Source organism: Streptomyces glaucescens (assembly GCF_002154375.1).
Taxonomy (GTDB): Bacteria; Actinomycetota; Actinomycetes; order Streptomycetales; family Streptomycetaceae; genus Streptomyces; species Streptomyces glaucescens.
In genome coordinates this window covers 1-16421 of record NZ_MUND01000307.1, presented here as the reverse complement: position 1 = coordinate 16421, position 16421 = coordinate 1, and the positions used below count along the sequence as shown (strand labels likewise).

Sequence of the window (16421 nt, the reverse complement as noted above, 5' to 3'; positions counted from 1 at the left end):
ACGGCGAGCGGCTGTACGCGGGCCCGCCCACGCCGGGCCGGGACCTGCGGGTCGCCACCTCCCACCCGGACTACACGACCGACGACCAGAAGCGCGCCCTGCTCGGCCTGCGCACCGAGGGCGTCGCGCCGAGGCCGTGCGGCTCGGCCGGGCTGGAGTATCTGGCCGTCGCGCGCGGCGAGTCGGACGCGACGGCGTTCTCCTGGGAAGCCGCGTGGGATCACGCCGCGGGCCTGCTCCTCGTCGAGGAGGCGGGCGGCGCCCATCTGACCCTCACCGGCGAGCCGTTCCGTATCACCGGCGGCAACGCCCTGCCCTTCACCGCCGCCCGCGACGCGGCGACGGCCCGCCGGGTGGCGGCGCTGCTGGCCTCGGCGGGCTGACCGGCCCCGGGGCCCCCGCCGCGCGGGACTGCCGGCGCCCCGGCATATCCTGATTTCCAGTGGCCATCGGCTGACGAAGGGGTCCGACAGTGCCGTCGATGCTCGATGCGGTCGTGGTGGGTGCGGGGCCGAACGGACTGACGGCCGCCGTCGAACTGGCCCGCCGCGGTTTCTCCGTGGCCCTGTTCGAGGCGCGCGACACCGTCGGCGGGGGAGCCCGCACCGAGGAACTGACCCTGCCCGGCTTCCGGCACGACCCGTGCGCCGCCGCCCACCCCCTCGGCATCAACTCGCCCGCGTTCCGCGCCCTGCCGCTGGAGCGGTACGGCCTGCGCTGGCTGCAGCCCGAGCTGCCCATGGCCCACCCCTTCGCCGACGGCACCGCCGCCGTGCTCTCCCGCTCGGTGGCGGAGACCGCCGCGTCCTTCGGCCCGCGCGACGCGGGCCCGTACCGCAGACTGGTCGAGCCGTTCCTGCCCCGGTGGGACACCCTCGCCCGGGACTTCATGTCCCTGCCTCTCACCGCGCTGCCGCGCGACCCGGTCACCCTCGCCCGCTTCGGCCTCGCCGGCCTGCCCCCGTCGACCTGGCTGACCCGCCGCTTCCACGACGAGCGTGCCAAGACCCTCTTCGCCGGGCTCGTCGCCCATGTCATGGCCCCCCTCAGCGGGCTCGCCACCGGCGCCATCGGCCTGGTCTTCGCGCTCGCCGCGCACGCCCGCGGCTGGCCCGTGGCAGAGGGCGGCTCCCAGTCCATCTCGGACGCCCTCGCCGGGTATCTGAAGGACCTCGGCGGCACCATCCACACCGACTACGAGGTCAAACGCCTCGACGACCTGCCGCCCGCCCGCGCCTACGTCTTCGACACCTCGCCCACCGCCCTGGCCCGGATCGCCGGCTTCGGCCGTTACTACGACAACTACCGGTACGGCCCCGGAGTCTTCAAGATCGACTACGCGCTGGACGGACCGGTCCCGTGGACCGCGCCCGAGGCCCGCGCCGCCGGCACCGTGCAGATCGGCGCGGACTCCGCGGAGATCGGCACCGCCCTCCGCGCCGCCTCCCGCGAGGGCCGCGCACCCGACCGGCCGTTCATGATCACCGTGCAGCCGGGTGTGGTCGACCCCACCCGCGCCCCCGCCGGCAAACACGTCTTCTGGGCGTACGGGCACGTCCCCGCCGGCTGGACCGGCGACCTCACCGACGCCATGGAACGCCAACTGGAGCGCTTCGCCCCGGGATTCCGCGACCGTGTCCTCGCCCGCGCGACGGCGGGCCCGCCCGAACTGGCCGCCCGCAACGCGAACTACGTCGGCGGCGACATCGCCTCCGGAGCCGTCTCCGGACTCCAGACCCTGCTGCGCCCCCGGCTCTCCCTGTCCCCGTACCGGACCCCGCACCCGGCGGTCTTCATCTGCTCGTCGGCCACCCCGCCGGGCCCCGGTGTGCACGGCATGTCCGGCCACAACGCGGCGAAGGCCGTCTGGCGAAAGCTGAGACAGACCCCATGACCACGCTCACCCTCACCCAGGGCGACATCACCCGCGAATCCGCCGACGCGCTCGTCAACGCGGCCAACTCCTCCCTGCTCGGCGGCGGAGGCGTCGACGGCGCCATCCACCGCCGCGGCGGCCCGGCGATCCTGGAGGAGTGCCGCACACTCCGCGCCTCTCGGTACGGCAGGGGTCTGCCCACGGGCCAAGCGGTCGCGACCACGGCGGGCGACCTGGACGCCCGCTGGGTCATCCACACCGTCGGCCCCGTCTGGTCCGCCACGGAGGACCGCTCCGACCTGCTCGCCTCCTGCCACCGGGAGTCCCTCCGCGTGGCCGACGAACTGGGCGCCCGCACCGTCGCCTTCCCGGCGATCTCCACCGGCGTCTACCGCTGGCCGCTGGACGACGCGGCCCGCATCGCGGTGGAGACGGTACGGAACACTCCGACGGCGGTCGAGGAGATCCGGTTCGTGCTCTTCGACGACCGCGCGTACGAGGCGTTCGCCCGGCGGATCGGCTGAAGAGACCACGCCGCGGTCCGCTCGTCCCGCCGTCCGCCCAGGTGTCACCAGGTGCGGCCCGCCTCCAGCAGCAGGTCGCGGACCCGGGTCACGTCCGGGTTCTCGGGGCGGCCGGGGCGCTGGACGAGGTAGCCGGTGTTGATGGGCGGGTCCTCCGGCTCCAGCAGCGGCACCAGCGCACCGGACGACAGCTCGTCCAGGCACAGATAGCGCGGCAGCACGGTCAAACCGGCCCCCGCGACGACCGCGGCGAGCACTCCGCGCAGGTCCGGGACGGTGACGGCGGCCGGCCGGGACAGCCGGGTGCCGAAGACGTGACGCCAGTAGCGACGGGCGATCGGCACGTCCTCCGCGTACGCGACGAGCGGGACGGCGCGCAGTGCGTCTGGCCCTTCGGCGGCGACCCGGCCCGACAGCCGGCCCGCCCAGAGGGGCGCGGCGACCAGCACGAACTCCTCGTCCATCAGCGGCATGGCGGTCAGCGCCCGCCCGCGCGGCCGGTAGGTGGCGATCACGAGGTCGTGGCGCCCGGCGCGCAGTTCCTCCAGCAGCGCCTCGGTCAGGCCGAGGGTCACCCGCAGCCGCAGCCCTTCGGCGGTCAGCGGGGCGAGGGCCGGCAGTACCCGGGCGCACATCAGCTCGGCCGGACCGGCCAGGTGCACGGGCGCGGCCCGCTCGTCCGCGCCCGTGTCCTGTCCGGTGGCGGCGGCGAGCGCGTCCAGCGGCGCCGCCACCCGGGCGGCGAGGTCGTGGGCGACGGCGGTCGGGGCGACGCCCCGCGGCAGCCGCTCGAACAGCTCCCGCCCCGACTGTCGTTCCAGTGCGCGAATCTGCGTGGTCACGGTCGGCTGTGACACGCCGAGCAGCCCGGCGGCGGCGGTGAACGAGCCCGAGCGGTACACCGCCAGGAAGGTGCGCAGCAGGTTCAGATCCGCCCCCGGGTGCGCGCCGGGCGCCGGCTCGCCCGGGCCGAGGGAGCCATCGGGTTCCTTATGCCTCACGGGACGAGCCTATCGGCCGCTTATGGCGGCCGCTCGTGCGTCGAGCACGCGCAGCGCCGTCTCCCCCCAGCGCAGGTTCTCCTCCTCGAAGGAGATGCCGCGCAACAGCGTCAGATACGGGCCCACGCGCTCCGCCGCCAGGTACTCCGCCTCGTCGCGCCCCTGGAGCAGCCGTTCCCGCAGTCGCCCGTAACGGGCCAGCTTGGCGCGCCCCCAGTCCATGCGCTCCGCGATCTGGGCGCGGACGGCGTCCAGCTCGCCCACGTCGACGCAACTCACCTTGACCAGGAGAGCGTCCCGGATCGCGGTGGGTCTGCCGATCGGCTCGGCGAGAAAGCCGCGCAGGGCCGCGTACCCGGCGTCGGTCAGCGAGAACAGCCGTTTGTCCGGGCGCCGCTCCTGGCGTACCACGCGGGTGCTGACCAGGCCCTCGCGTTCCATCCGGTCCAGTTCCCGGTACAGCTGCTGGGGCGTGGCCGTCCAGAAGTTGGCCACCGAGGCGTCGAACCCCTTGGCCAGGTCGTATCCGGACGCCTCGCCCTCCAGAAGGGCCGCCATCACGGCATTGCGCAGAGCCATGCCGTCACCCTACTCTCCAACGCACCTATTCAACTTGTTGAGTATCGGCGCAGGAGAGGTGAGCTCGCATGGACATGGCTTCCACAGGTACCGCGGCATCCCCGCACGCGTTCCGGACGGCCGTCGAGGAGCGCGACACACAGGCCCTGGAGGCGCTGCTGGCGGAGAACGTCGTCTTCACCAGCCCGGTGGCCTTCAAGCCGTACGAGGGAAAGGCGATCACCGCGGCGATCCTGCGCGCGGTGATGCGGGTCTTCGAGGACTTCCGCTACGTCCGGGAGATCGCCGATCCGGGCGGCCGTGACCACGCGCTCGTCTTCACCGCCACGGTGAACGGCAAGCAGATCCAGGGCTGTGACTTCCTGCACCTCGACGGCGAGGGGCGGATCGACGACTTCACCGTCATGGTCCGTCCCCTGTCCGCCGCACACGCCCTGGCCGAGGCCATGGGCGCGCAGTTCGACCGGATCGCCGCCGAGGCGGCGGGCGGCTGATCGGCTCGGGCCGCACGCCCGGCCGGCCGGCACCAGGCGCCCGGTCCGTTCGGGCCAGGCGCCCGGCCGGCTCAGGCCAGCTTCTTCAGCAGCTCGGTGGCGAGCGGCGCGGACGACGCGGGGTTCTGCCCGGTCACCAGGTTGCGGTCGACGACCACGTTCGGCGCCCACGGCTCACCGGCGCGCACGGTCACGCCGGCCTCGGTGAGCCGCGACTGCAGCAGCCACTTCGCCTTGTCGGCCAGGCCGCCCTGGACCTCCTCGGCATCGGTGAACGCGGCCACCTCGTACCCGGCGAACGCGTTCGAGCCGTCCGCACGCGTCGCGGCCAGCATCGCGGCCGGGCCGTGGCAGACCACGCCCAGCGGCTTGCCGGAGGCGAGCGCGTCGACCAGCAGCCGGCCGGAGGTGGCGTCCACGGCCAGGTCCTCCATGGGGCCGTGGCCGCCGGGGTAGAACACGGCCGCGTACTCGCCCAGGTCGACGTCCTCCAGCCGGACCGGCCGCTCCAGCTCGGTCATCGCGGCCAGCGCCGCCGCGATCCGGTCGGCGCCCTCCTGGCCCCCGTTGACCTCGGCGGCCAGGCTGGCCTTGTCGACGGTGGGCACGACGCCGCCCGGCGTGGCGACGACGATCTCGTGCCCGGCCGCCCGGAACGCCTCGTACGGCGCGACGGCCTCCTCGGCCCAGAAGCCGGTGGGGTGCCGGGTGCCGTCGTTCAGCGTCCAGTGGTCGGCGCCGGTCATCACGAACAGGATCTTCGACATGCTGCCTCTCCCAAGGGGGTGCTTCGATGCCGTCGACGTTAGGCCTGCCCGCCAGGGTGTTTCCAATGACGAATCCAATGTCCGGCATAGGCAGGCCAATGGATTCCCAGGAATAACCCGAACGGCTCCTCAGCGGGACGCGGGCTCGTCACCCGGGGCGCCCGGCTCCTCACCGGGAGGTCGGCGCGGGCGTCGGAGAGGGCGTCGCCGTGTTGATGTTCAGGTCCGGCCGCGGTTCCAGCACGAGCACCGGCGAGCCCGGCTGCGGCGGGGGCGGGGTGAGCTGGTCCGCGGGCAGCTTCGGCGGGGAGGTCTGCTGGAAGTTCACCTGCTCGTGATTGACCAGGCCGGTCTTCTCCAGCACGGTGATGTGGTCGAGCACGGTGTCGTTGGCCTGGTCGGCGAGTTCCCGCACCAGGCTGTTGCGGGTGTTGGCGCGGATCTTGGCGACGACCGGGAAGATCTGCCCGTGCGTCACCCGCATGATGGTGACGGCCGTGGAGTCGAACTGCCGTCCGTTCTCCGCCGCCGCGGTCGCCACGAACTGCTGCTGCTGGGGACTGGCCTGATTGGGCAGGGTGATGCCCAGCTCCGGCGCGATCCGGCGGCAGGTCTCGTCCAGCCGGGAGTGACCGACGATCAGATGGGCGCCGGCCTCCTTCATCTCCGGTGTCGTGCCCCGTTCCATCGCCAGCTCGCCCAGCGGGTACTCCCACAGCCCCGCGGCCCGCACCTTGACCACGAAGTCGCGGTCGGCCTCGGTCAGCGGGCCGTAGCGGGTGTTGGCGATGATGCGGTCCGCCGTCGTGGACGTGTTCTCCACCCCGAGCATGGCGGGGTAAGCGAGCGCCGCCAGGGTCAGACCCAGCGCGCCGAACACGAAGACGCTTCCTGCCGTGTTGCGGGACATCCGCATGCTGCCTCCAGACGCGAGCGCGTTGTACGCCAGGAGGTACGCAGACGCCGGGCGGATCGATCAGCGCGCCCGGGAGAATCTTCCGCCGGACGGTGTGGGGTGCGCCACAACCGGCCGGTCGTGGGGCGGTTGTCGGCCGACTGGCCCAACAGAACCCAACAGACCACGACGGCGTCATTGCTTCGGTTGTGTTGGGGTCCTAGGGTGACCGAGGCTCAGAAGTCCCCCGGGACCCGTGAGTTGAGGGCTTCCACCCGAGGAAGGTCACGGTCATGCCGCACCCCCACGCGCCGCACGCCCACCGCCCCGAACCGCCCGCCGACCGCCCGTTCGTCAGCCGCCGCCGGCTGCTGGAAGGGGGTGCCGCCGTCCTCGGCGCGCTCGCCCTGTCCGCGTCGCCCGGTACGGCGCACGCCGCCGGCCGGCCCGTCACCGGCAGGCTCGCCGCCGCACCGGACGGCAGCCCGGAGTGGAACGGCAGCATCGACGTCTTCCGGCTGGGCACCGAACCGCCGCACACCACCCTGATGCCGTACGGCGACCTCGACCAGGCCCTGGCCGCCGACCGCACCCGGTCGCCGTACCGGCTCAGCCTCGACGGCACCTGGAAGTTCGCCCACGCCGAGCGCCCCGACGACCGTGACCCCGAGTTCCACCGCACCGACCTCGACGACCGCGACTGGGACACCCTGCCCGTCCCCTCCGCCTGGCAGCTGCACGGCTACGACCGCCCGATCTACGTCAACATCACCTACCCCTGGTGGGGCCCCAACGGCCTCGGCGAGGACGCCCAGCCGCCCGCCGCCCCCACCCGGTACAACCCGGTCGGCCAGTACCGGCGCACCTTCACCCTGCCCCGGAACTGGACGGGACGGCGGACCTTCCTCCACTTCGAGGGGGTGAAGTCCGCTCACTACGTCTGGATCAACGGCGAGCTGGCGGGCTACAGCGAGGACTCGTACACCGCCGCCGAGTACGACATCACCCGGCTTCTGAAGCCGGGCACCAACCAGATCGCCGTCGAGGTCTACCGCTACTCCGACGGGGACTGGCTGGAGGACCAGGACATGATCCGGCTGAGCGGCATCTTCCGCTCGGTCTACCTGTACTCCACCCCGCCCGTGCACCTGCGGGACTTCAAGCTGGACACCCCGCTCGGCGACGACTGCACGACGGCCGAGCTGAAGGTCACGGCGCAGGTGCGCGCGTACGGGGAGGCCGGGCGGGACCACGGTGACGACGGTGGACGGCATACCGGCGGCAGTGGACGGAATGCCGTGGACGGCCGACGGTACACGGTCGACATCATGCTGTACGACGCCGACCGCCGCCCCGTCTGGCGCCGCCCCCTCCAGCAGCCTGTCGACGTCCCGCCCGGCGGCGAGGCCACCGTCGAGGCCTCCCGGGCCGTCCCCGGGCCCCGCCTCTGGTCGGCCGAGCACCCCTACCTCTACACCGCCGTCCTCCAGCTGCGCGACCCCGCCGGAAGGGTGACCGAGACCCTCTCGCACCGGGTCGGCCTGAGGGAGTTCGCCCTCAAGGACGGCCTGATGCGGATCAACGGCAAGCCGGTCTCCTTCCGCGGCACCAACCGCCACGAGATGCATCCCGTCCACGGCTCGGCGCTCACCCGCGCGGACATGGTCGAGGACATCGAGGTCATCAAACGCCTGAACATCAACTCCGTCCGCACCTCGCACTACCCCAACAACCCGCTCTGGCTGGAACTCGCCGACGAGTACGGCCTGTACCTCGTCGACGAGACCAACCTGGAGACCCACGGCATCCGCGGCGAGTACCCGGGCGACCACCCCGAGTGGACCGAGGCGTGCCTGGCCAGGGCCCAGAACATGGTCCACCGCGACAAGAACCACGCCTCGGTCGTCATCTGGTCCCTCGGCAACGAGGCGGGCGGCGGCAGCACCTTCAACGCCATGCACGACTGGATCAAGTCGTACGACCCCAGCCGCGTCATCCAGTACGAGGGCGACGACCGTCCGGGCATCAGCGACATCCGCTCCGAGATGTACGACACCCCCCAGACCGTCGAGTCCCGCGCGAAGGACACCCGCGACACGCGGCCGTACGTGATGATCGAGTACTCGCACGGCATGGGGAACTCGAACGGCAACTTCAAGAAGTACTGGGACATCGTCCGCCGTCACGACGTGCTCCAGGGCGGCTGGATCTGGGACTTCGCCGACCAGGCCCTGAAGTGGCCCACCCCCTCCCGCAAGCTGCTGACCGAGACCGGACCGGGCGGGCTGCGCGGCGAGATCGTCAACCCAAGCGGCCGCTTCGACCGTGCCGAGGGCGTCTCGGGGGCCACCGTCTTCCCCCGCGACGAGCGCCTGGACCTGACCGGCTCCCTCACCCTGGAGGCCTGGGTCACCCCGCACGTGACGGGCCATCACCAGCCGGTCATCGCCAAGGGCGACACCCAGTACGCGCTCAAGCAGACCAACAGGACGCTGGAGTTCTTCATCCACGGCGGCGGCCAGTGGGTCACCGCGAACTGGACGCTGCCGGACGACTGGACGGGCCGCGAGCACCACATCGCCGGCGTCTTCGACGCGGACGCGGGCACGCTGACCCTCCACGTCGACGGCTCGGTACGGGCCACCCGGACCACCACCCGGCGCCCCGGCGTCAACACGGCGCCCCTCTCCCTCGCCACCGACGTCGACAACCCGACCCGCGAGTTCAGCGGCACCATCCGGCGGGCCCGCGTGTACGCCCGCGCCCTGACCGCCGCCGAACTGGCCTCCGACGGCCGCGGCCCCGGCGACGAGGGCGTGCGGTTCTGGTTCGACGCCGCCACCGCCCGGCTCACGGAGCGGCGGCCCCGCGACAAGACGTTCTATGCCTACGGCGGTGACTGGGGCGACAACCCCAACGACGGCGCCTTCTCGGGCGACGGCATCGTCCTCGCCGACCGTGGCCACACCGGCAAGGCCGCGGAGGTCAAACAGATCTACCAGGCGGTCAACGCCGCCCCCGCCACCGGCGACACCCTCACCCCCGCCGGCCGGATCACCCTCATCAACGAGTACCTGTTCACCAGCCTCCGCGAGTTCGACGGCCGCTGGTCCCTCGTCGCCGACGGCAAGGTCGTCCGGCGCGGCAGGCTCACCCGCGACCAGCTGGACGTGCCCCCGCTGAGCCGCAAGGAGATCACGGTGCCCGTGCGGCTGCCGGAGCGCCCGGCCCCCGGAGCCGAGTACTTCCTGCACCTGTCCTTCACCACCAAGGAGCGCACCCCCTGGGCCGAGCCCGGTTTCGAGGTGGCCAAGCAGCAGCTCCCCATCGCCACGGGCGGCCCGGCCGTCACCTCCGTACCGCTGGACAGCGTCCCCGCACTGCGCCACCACGACGACGAGACGGCCGTCACGGTGCGCGGCGAGGACTTCTCGCTCACCGTCGACAAGCGCAGCGGGATCATCACCTCGTACGAGGCGGCGGGGCGCCGCCTGATCACCTCCGGTCCGGTGCCGAACTTCTGGCGCGCGCCCACCGACAACGACCGCGGCAACGGCCAGCACACCCGCAACCAGACCTGGCGCGACGCCGGAGCCCGGCGCACGCTCACCGGCGTCCGCGTGAGCACGCTGAGCGACCGGGCCGTCCGCATCGAGGTCAGCGGCACACTGCCCACCAGCACGCCGTCGTCGTACACCCTCACCTACACCGTCTTCGGCAACGGCGAGATCAAGGTCGACCACACCCTGCGCCCGGGCGCGCCCGGCCTGCCGTACATCCCCGAGGTCGGCACCATCCTCTTCCTCCCACGCCGCCTGGACCGGCTGCACTACTACGGCCGGGGTCCCGAGGAGAACCAGTGGGACCGCAACAACGCGACCGACGTGGGCCTGTACTCCGGCACGGTCTCCGGGCAGTGGACGCCCTACCTGCGCCCCCAGGAGAACGGCAACAAGACCGACGTCCGATGGATCGCGCTCACCGACGACAGCGGCGCGGGCCTGCTGGTCAGCGGTGAGCCCCTGGTGGAGGTCAACGCCTCGCACTTCACGCCCGAGGACCTGTCCGCCGGGGTGCGCCACGACTACCAGCTCACCCCCCGCGACGAGGTCGTGCTGCGGGTCAACCACCGGCAGATGGGCGTGGGCGGCGACAACAGCTGGGGCGCCCACACGCACGACGAGTTCAAGCTGTTCGCCGACCGCGACCACACCTACAGCTACCGGCTGCGCCCCCTGGCCGACGTGGCGGACGCGATGGCGGCCTCACGACGGCCCACGGCCACGGAGTCACAGGGGGAGACACCCGTGGGCACGCCCTGAGCGGCGGGGAGCGTCGTAGGCGCGCTCACCACCTCGCTTCGAGCGTGCCGTGCGGACCGGAGACGACATCGGCGCCGACGGCCAGGCCGTCGAGCGTCATGCGCAGCCACGCGCGGTCGTCTCCGGCCGGGTGCTCGAGCCGCATCCGCCGTGCCCGGAACGGCGCCATGCGCAGTCCGGCCAGCCGTCCCGTCTCCGCCTCCACCGACACCAGCAGGGCCAGCCGCAGGTCGTCGCGGTACTCCTCGTGGCCGACGATGCCCTCGTAGTCGTCGATGAAGTCCCCGCAGCCGTACAGCACCAGCCGCTCCCGGTACACCTCGATCCGGCGCGGATGGTGCGAGGAGTGGCCGTGGACGACATCCACCCCGCCGTCCACCAGCGTGTGCGCGAAACGGACCTGCTCCTGGGGGACGCGGTACCCCCAGTTGGAGCCCCAGTGCACCGAGACGACCACGACGTCGCCGGGACGCCGGGCCGTCCCCACCCGGCGCAGCACGGCTTCCGCGGCCGGAGGCGACGGCGAGGGCGCGTACGCCACCCCGCCCTGCTCCGCTGTCGCCGCCCAGCCGGGCGGGATCCCGCTGGAGCCCATCCCGAGAGCGAAGACCAGCACCCGGGCGCCGGAACCGGTGTCGATCACGGCGGGCGCGTACGCCGCGTCCGCGTCCCGGCCCGCGCCCGCCACCCGCAGCCCGGCCCCGGCCAGCGCGTCCAGCGTCTCCGCGAGCCCCCGGCGGCCGAAGTCCAGCACATGGTTGTTGGCGAGGACGCACACATCGGGCCGGGCCACCGTCAGCGCGGGCAGGTTCGCCGGGTGCATCCGGTAGTGCACCGCCTTGCCGGGCGCGAACGAGCCGTCCGCCGTCACGGCCGTCTCCAGGTTCACGATCCGCGTGTCCGGCGCGGCCTCGGCGAGCACGCCCAGCGCCTCACCCCACGGCCACTCCGGGCCCACCGGGGCGGGCACCGGCCCGTTCACCGCCTCCGCCAGCGCCACATAGCCCCGGGCGTCGCGCACGTAGTCCTCCCGCAGCCCCGGATCACCGGGGTGCGCGAGGATCTGGTCGACGCCGCGCCCGAGCATCACGTCTCCGCACAGGAACAGCGTCACGACACCGCCGTCCATGTCTCCACCGTAGGCCCGCGCCGCCACGTGTGGGTCGCGTCGCGGGGGAAACCCGGGCTCCGTGAGGTACCTCTTGGGAAGGGAGGCGTGCCATGAACACGCCTGCGCGGCGTGGCGGCGGCCCCCTGCAGCCGCGGTGGGGGCCCGGCCGGGACGGGCCGTGGGACCGGGACCCGCTCGCGGAGCTGCGGCGGCTGTGGCGTGACACCGGCGGCGCACTCGGCCGGGGGACACCGGCGCGCGGCCACGATCCGGGCCCCGTCGGGTGGGGCGGGGTGGCCTGGGCGCCCGCGGTCGAGGAGGACGAGACCGACGAGGCGTACGAGATCCACGCCGCGCTGCCCGGGATCCCGCGCGAGCGGATCACCGTCGACATCGACGAGCGCGAACTGCGGATCACGGGTGACCTGGGCGACATGCGGCATTCCCGCCCGCCCTTCCGGCGCGGCCGCTTCTTCCACCGCACCTGGCTGCCCGTCGGCGCGGACCCGGACGGGGCGGAGGCGAGCCTGACCGACGGCGTCCTGCGGGTCCGCGTGCCCAAGTCCGCGGCACCGAAACGACGCCGCCTGCCGATCGGCGGCACGGACCGGGAGACGGACCCGGCGACGCACGAACGCACGGACCGGGAGACGGACCCGGTGACGGACCGGACGGGGGCGGACACATGACCACGCGCACACGGTTCCACGACCGGGCGCACGCCGGCCGTGAACTGGCCGGCCATCTGCGCATCCTGCAGGAGAAGGGCCTGCTCCCGCACCCCGTCGTCCTCGCCCTGCCCCGCGGCGGCGTCACGGTCGCCCGGGAGGTCGCCCAGGCCCTCGGCGCCCCGCTCGACGTGTTCGTGGTCCGCAAGATCGGGGCCCCGTTCCACGAGGAGTTCGCCGTGGGTGCCATCGCCGGGGACGGGCCCCCGCTCTTCGACCGGCGGTCCCTGGAGCACACCGGACTCACCGAGGACGACCTCGCCCCGGTGGTGGAGCGGGAACGGGCCGAACTGCGCCGCCGTGAGGAGCGCTACCGGCAGGGCCGCCCCGCGCCCGAACTGCGCGGCCGTACCGCCATCCTCGTCGACGACGGACTGGCCACCGGCGCCACCGCCCGCGCCGCCGTCCGCGCCGTGCGCGCCCGGGAGCCGGAGCGGATCGTGATGGCCGCGCCGGTGTGCTCCGCGGAGGCGTCCGAGCTGCTGCGTGCCGAGGCCGACGACGTGGTCTGCCTGCTGCGGCCCAGCCCCTTCCACGCGGTCGGCCTCTGGTACGAGAACTTCGACCAGCTGACCGACGACGACGTGCTGAGCGCCCTGGGGCGGTTAGGGGGCGCCCCGGCGACCAGGTACATACGCGAGGTGATGTCGCCGGGCCCGGCATCCGTCGAACCGATGACGACGGTCGCCCGGGCCGCCGCGCTGATGCGCGAGCGGGACATCGGCGACGTCCTGGTGGCGTACGACCGCGATCTCTTCGGTGTCCTCACCGACCGGGACATCACCGTGCGGGCCGTCGCCGAGGGCCGTGACCCCACGGCGACCACGGTCGGCGAGCTGTGCACCCGGCCGCCCGTGGTCACCCTCTCGCCCGAGGACACCACCGAGCACGCCGTCGAGCTGATGCGCCGGTACGCCGTGCGGCGGCTGCCCGTCGTCGAGCACGGCGGCCGCCCGGTCGGCATCGTCAGCCTCGGCGACCTCGCGGCCACCGAGGACCCGCACTCCGCCCTCGCCGACATCAGCCGTGCGGCCCCCAACCGCTGAGGGTGCCCCCGGCGGTGCGGTGGCCGGTGCCGACGGTGCGGTGGCCGGTGGCGGGGAGCGGTGCGGGACGGAACAATCCGGACTGGTAGCCACCGCTCGCACCGCACCGAAGGGACCTCGCGCATGGTTGAGCAGGACGAGCGCTTCGACGTCGTCGTACTCGGCGCCGGCCCCGGCGGGTACGTCGCCGCCATCCGCGCCGCCCAGCTGGGCAGAAGCGTCGCCGTCATCGAGGAGAAGTACTGGGGCGGCGTCTGCCTGAACGTCGGCTGCATCCCCACCAAGGCCCTGCTGCGCAACGCCGAACTCGCGCACACCGTGACTCACGGGGCGAAGACCTTCGGCATCCGGTCGGACGCGCCGATCACCTTCGACTACGGCGAGGCGTTCCGCCGCAGCCGCAAGGTCGCCGACGGCCGGGTCAAGGGCGTCCACTACCTGATGAAGAAGAACAAGATCACGGAGTTCGACGGCCGCGGCACCTTCCTCGATCCGCACACCCTGCAGGTCACCGACTACGAGGGCACCACCCGCACCATCGGCTTCGAGAACTGCGTCATCGCGACCGGCGCCACCCCCAAGCTGCTGCCCGGCACCAAGCGCAGCGCCCGCGTGGTGACCTACGAGGAGCAGATCCTCGCCGAGGACCTGCCCCGCTCGATCGTCATCGCCGGCGCCGGCGCCATCGGCATCGAGTTCGCGTACGTCCTGCACAACTACGGCGTGAAGGTCACCATCGTCGAGTTCCTGGACCGCGTCGCCCCCACCGAGGACGCCGACGTCTGTGCCGAACTCGCCAAGCAGTACCGGCGCCTCGGCATCGACGTGCTCACCTCCACCCGTGTCGACGCCATCGACGAGTCCGGCCCCCAGGTCCGGGTCACGGTCACCGCCAGGGACGGCTCCCAGCAGGTCCTGGAGACCGACAAGGTGCTCCAGGCCATCGGCTTCGGCCCGAACGTCGAGGGCTACGGCCTGGAGAACACCGGCGTCCGGCTCACCGAGCGCGGCGCCATCGACGTCGACGCCCGCTGCCGCACCTCCGTGCCGCACCTGTACGCCATCGGCGACGTCACCGCCAAGCTGATGCTGGCGCACGCCGCCGAGGCGATGGGCGTGGTCGCCGCCGAGACCATCGCCGGCGCGGAGACCATGGAGCTCGACTACGCGATGATCCCCCGCGCCACCTTCTGCCAGCCGCAGATCGCCAGCTTCGGCTACACCGAGGCCCAGGCCCGCGATCTCGGACACGACGTGAAGGTCGCCACGTTCCCCTTCACCGCCAACGGCAAGGCGCACGGCCTCGGTGACTCCACCGGCTTCGTCAAGCTGATCAGCGACGCGAAGCACGGCGAGCTGATCGGCGGTCACCTGATCGGCCCCGACGTCACCGAGCTGCTGCCCGAGCTGACCCTCGCCCAGCAGTGGGACCTCACCGTGCACGAGGTGGCCCGCAACGTGCACGCCCACCCGACGCTGAGCGAGGCGGTGAAGGAAGCGGTGCACGGCCTCGCCGGACACATGATCAACTTCTAGGTCCCCGCCCTCCTCCGGGCGCCCGCCGCCGGCCCGCGGTTACTCGGCCGCGTCGCTGATGCCCAGGCGCAGATGCTCCACGTGGTACACCGCCTGGTCGAGGAGTTCGGCGACATGGTGGTCGTGCAGCGCGTACACCACCGACCGGCCGCGGCGCTCGCCCACCACCAGGCCGAGGTTGCGCAGCAGCCGCAGCTGGTGCGAGCACGCCGACTGCTCCATGCCCACCTCGGCCGCCAACTCGGTGGCCGGCAGCGGCCCTTCGCGCAGCCGGGCGAGGATCAGCAGCCGGGAGGGGGTGGACAGGGCCTGGAGGGTGGTGGCCACCTTCGCCACGTTGTCCGCGTCGAGACGGACGCGCTCGGGGGCGCTCTGCGCGGTGCTGACGGCTCCATGACCCATGGCGCGTATCTTACCCACCTTATATGAACGGATGAATGAGTCTTCATGTGTTCCTGTATGGTGTGGCGCGTGTCCGCGACTCTCGCTCCCCGACAGACCTCTGCCCGCTCCCTGCCGGCCCCCCGCCGCCGCACCCGCGTCCTCGCGCTCCCCGAGGCCCGCTGGGCGCTCGCCGCGCTGGTCGCCTTCCTGCTGGCCCTCGCGCTCGATCTCGGCGGCGCCCCCGCCTGGGTCCACGGCATCCCGTACGCAGTCGCCTACGTCACCGGGGGCTGGGAGCCCGCCCTCGAGGGACTGCGCGCCCTGCGCGAGAAGACCCTCGACGTCGACCTGCTGATGATCGTCGCCGCCCTCGGTGCCGCCGCGATCGGCCAGGTCCTCGACGGCGCCCTGCTCATCGTCATCTTCGCCACCTCCGGCGCCCTGGAGGCCCTGGCCACCGCCCGCACCGCCGACTCCGTGCGCGGCCTGCTCGACCTCGCCCCCGCCACCGCGACCCGGGTCCGCGCCGACGGCACCGAGGAGTCCGTCCCCACCGCCGAACTCGCCGTCGGCGACACGCTGCTGATCCGGCCGGGGGAGCGGATCGGCGCCGACGGGACGGTCCTGGACGGCACCAGCGAGGCCGACCAGGCCACCATCACCGGCGAACCCCTCCCGGTCGTCAAGCGCCCCGGCGACGAGGTCTTCGCCGGCACCCTCAACGGCACCGGCGCCCTGCGCGTCCGCGTCGACCGCGACCCCGCCGACTCCGTCATCGCCCGGATCGTCACCCTGGTCGAGGAAGCCTCCCGCACCAAGGCACCCACCCAGCTCTTCATCGAGAAGATCGAACAGCGCTACGCCGTCGGCGTGGTGGCCGCCACCCTCGCCGTCTTCGCCGTCCCGCTCGCCTTCGGCGCCGACCTCACCGACGCCCTGCTGCGCGCGATGACCTTCATGATCGTCGCCTCGCCGTGCGCGGTCGTCCTCGCCACCATGCCGCCGCTGCTGTCCGCCATCGCCAACGCCGGCCGGCACGGCGTCCTCGTCAAGTCGGCCGTCGCGATGGAACGTCTCGGCGAGATCGACACCGCCGCCCTCGACAAGACCGGCACCCTGACCGAGGGCGCCCCCGAGGTCACGGCCGTACGGCCGCTG

The 16421-nt window shown here is 72.9% G+C and carries 15 protein-coding genes and 1 pseudogene; 10 read left to right on the top strand and 6 right to left on the bottom strand.

Going from position 1 to position 16421, the window contains the following annotated elements:
• The 3 genes from CCN42_RS20565 to CCN42_RS20555 form a co-directional block, all read left to right on the top strand.
• Positions 1-383: inositol monophosphatase family protein (locus CCN42_RS20565; RefSeq protein ID WP_281259514.1), on the top strand; the 383-nt coding region annotated here is incomplete at its 5' end.
• Positions 384-481: 98 nt separating this feature from the next.
• Positions 482-1894, top strand: coding sequence for a phytoene desaturase family protein (locus tag CCN42_RS20560; RefSeq protein WP_086737675.1), 1413 nt, complete (start codon positions 482-484; stop codon positions 1892-1894).
• Positions 1891-2400 carry an O-acetyl-ADP-ribose deacetylase gene (locus CCN42_RS20555; protein WP_086737673.1) on the top strand — a complete coding sequence of 170 codons (510 nt, stop codon included), beginning with the start codon at positions 1891-1893 and terminating at the stop codon, positions 2398-2400. Before CCN42_RS20560 ends, CCN42_RS20555 begins: the two co-directional genes overlap by 4 nt.
• A gap of 44 nt (positions 2401-2444) precedes the next feature.
• On the opposite strand, the gene CCN42_RS20550 is transcribed toward CCN42_RS20555, so the two are convergent.
• Together CCN42_RS20550 and CCN42_RS20545 are read right to left on the bottom strand one after the other, a co-directional pair.
• On the bottom strand, positions 2445-3401 hold the full coding sequence (locus CCN42_RS20550; protein ID WP_086737672.1) for a LysR family transcriptional regulator: 957 nt from the start codon (positions 3399-3401) through the stop codon (positions 2445-2447).
• 9 nt (positions 3402-3410) lie between these two features.
• Entirely contained in the window at positions 3411-3980 is a 570-nt protein-coding gene (locus tag CCN42_RS20545; protein ID WP_086737670.1) for a PadR family transcriptional regulator, read from the bottom strand.
• Positions 3981-4048: 68 nt separating this feature from the next.
• Here CCN42_RS20545 and CCN42_RS20540 point away from each other — a divergent pair, with 68 nt between their 5' ends.
• Positions 4049-4474 (top strand): nuclear transport factor 2 family protein, encoded by a 426-nt coding sequence (locus CCN42_RS20540; protein ID WP_245877389.1) that lies wholly within the window; start codon positions 4049-4051, stop codon positions 4472-4474.
• A gap of 71 nt (positions 4475-4545) precedes the next feature.
• Here the strand turns inward: CCN42_RS20540 and CCN42_RS20535 are convergent, their stop codons facing one another.
• Positions 4546-5241 carry a type 1 glutamine amidotransferase domain-containing protein gene (locus CCN42_RS20535; protein WP_086737669.1) on the bottom strand — a complete coding sequence of 232 codons (696 nt, stop codon included), beginning with the start codon at positions 5239-5241 and terminating at the stop codon, positions 4546-4548.
• Positions 5242-5410: 169 nt separating this feature from the next.
• Positions 5411-6157 carry a DUF4142 domain-containing protein gene (locus tag CCN42_RS20530; RefSeq protein WP_043505077.1) on the bottom strand — a complete coding sequence of 249 codons (747 nt, stop codon included), beginning with the start codon at positions 6155-6157 and terminating at the stop codon, positions 5411-5413.
• Between the two features lie 272 nt (positions 6158-6429).
• Here CCN42_RS20530 and CCN42_RS20525 point away from each other — a divergent pair, with 272 nt between their 5' ends.
• A complete protein-coding gene (locus CCN42_RS20525; RefSeq protein WP_086737667.1) occupies positions 6430-10458 on the top strand; it encodes a glycoside hydrolase family 2 TIM barrel-domain containing protein in 4029 nt (1342 codons plus the stop codon).
• 25 nt (positions 10459-10483) lie between these two features.
• Here the strand turns inward: CCN42_RS20525 and CCN42_RS20520 are convergent, their stop codons facing one another.
• Positions 10484-11587 carry a CapA family protein gene (locus tag CCN42_RS20520; protein WP_086737666.1) on the bottom strand — a complete coding sequence of 368 codons (1104 nt, stop codon included), beginning with the start codon at positions 11585-11587 and terminating at the stop codon, positions 10484-10486.
• Positions 11588-11679: 92 nt separating this feature from the next.
• Between CCN42_RS20520 and CCN42_RS20515 the strand changes: the two genes are divergently transcribed.
• From CCN42_RS20515 to lpdA, 4 genes and pseudogenes are all read left to right on the top strand, one after another.
• Positions 11680-12258 (top strand): Hsp20/alpha crystallin family protein, encoded by a 579-nt coding sequence (locus tag CCN42_RS20515; RefSeq protein WP_086737664.1) that lies wholly within the window; start codon positions 11680-11682, stop codon positions 12256-12258.
• A pseudogene (locus tag CCN42_RS20510) lies at positions 12255-12896 on the top strand (phosphoribosyltransferase); the annotation flags it as partial. The gene CCN42_RS20515 and the pseudogene CCN42_RS20510, both read left to right, overlap by 4 nt.
• Positions 12897-12941: 45 nt before the next feature.
• Entirely contained in the window at positions 12942-13343 is a 402-nt protein-coding gene (locus CCN42_RS20505) for a CBS domain-containing protein (RefSeq protein WP_086737677.1), read from the top strand.
• A gap of 123 nt (positions 13344-13466) precedes the next feature.
• Complete coding sequence (gene lpdA, locus CCN42_RS20500) at positions 13467-14879, top strand: dihydrolipoyl dehydrogenase (RefSeq protein ID WP_086737662.1); 1413 nt, start codon at positions 13467-13469, stop codon at positions 14877-14879.
• Between the two features lie 39 nt (positions 14880-14918).
• Here lpdA and CCN42_RS20495 read toward each other — a convergent pair whose 3' ends face one another.
• Entirely contained in the window at positions 14919-15281 is a 363-nt protein-coding gene (locus tag CCN42_RS20495) for an ArsR/SmtB family transcription factor (protein WP_086170387.1), read from the bottom strand.
• 57 nt (positions 15282-15338) lie between these two features.
• Between CCN42_RS20495 and CCN42_RS20490 the strand changes: the two genes are divergently transcribed.
• Positions 15339-16421 (top strand): HAD-IC family P-type ATPase (locus CCN42_RS20490; RefSeq protein WP_143661967.1); only part of this gene is annotated, 1083 nt, incomplete at its 3' end.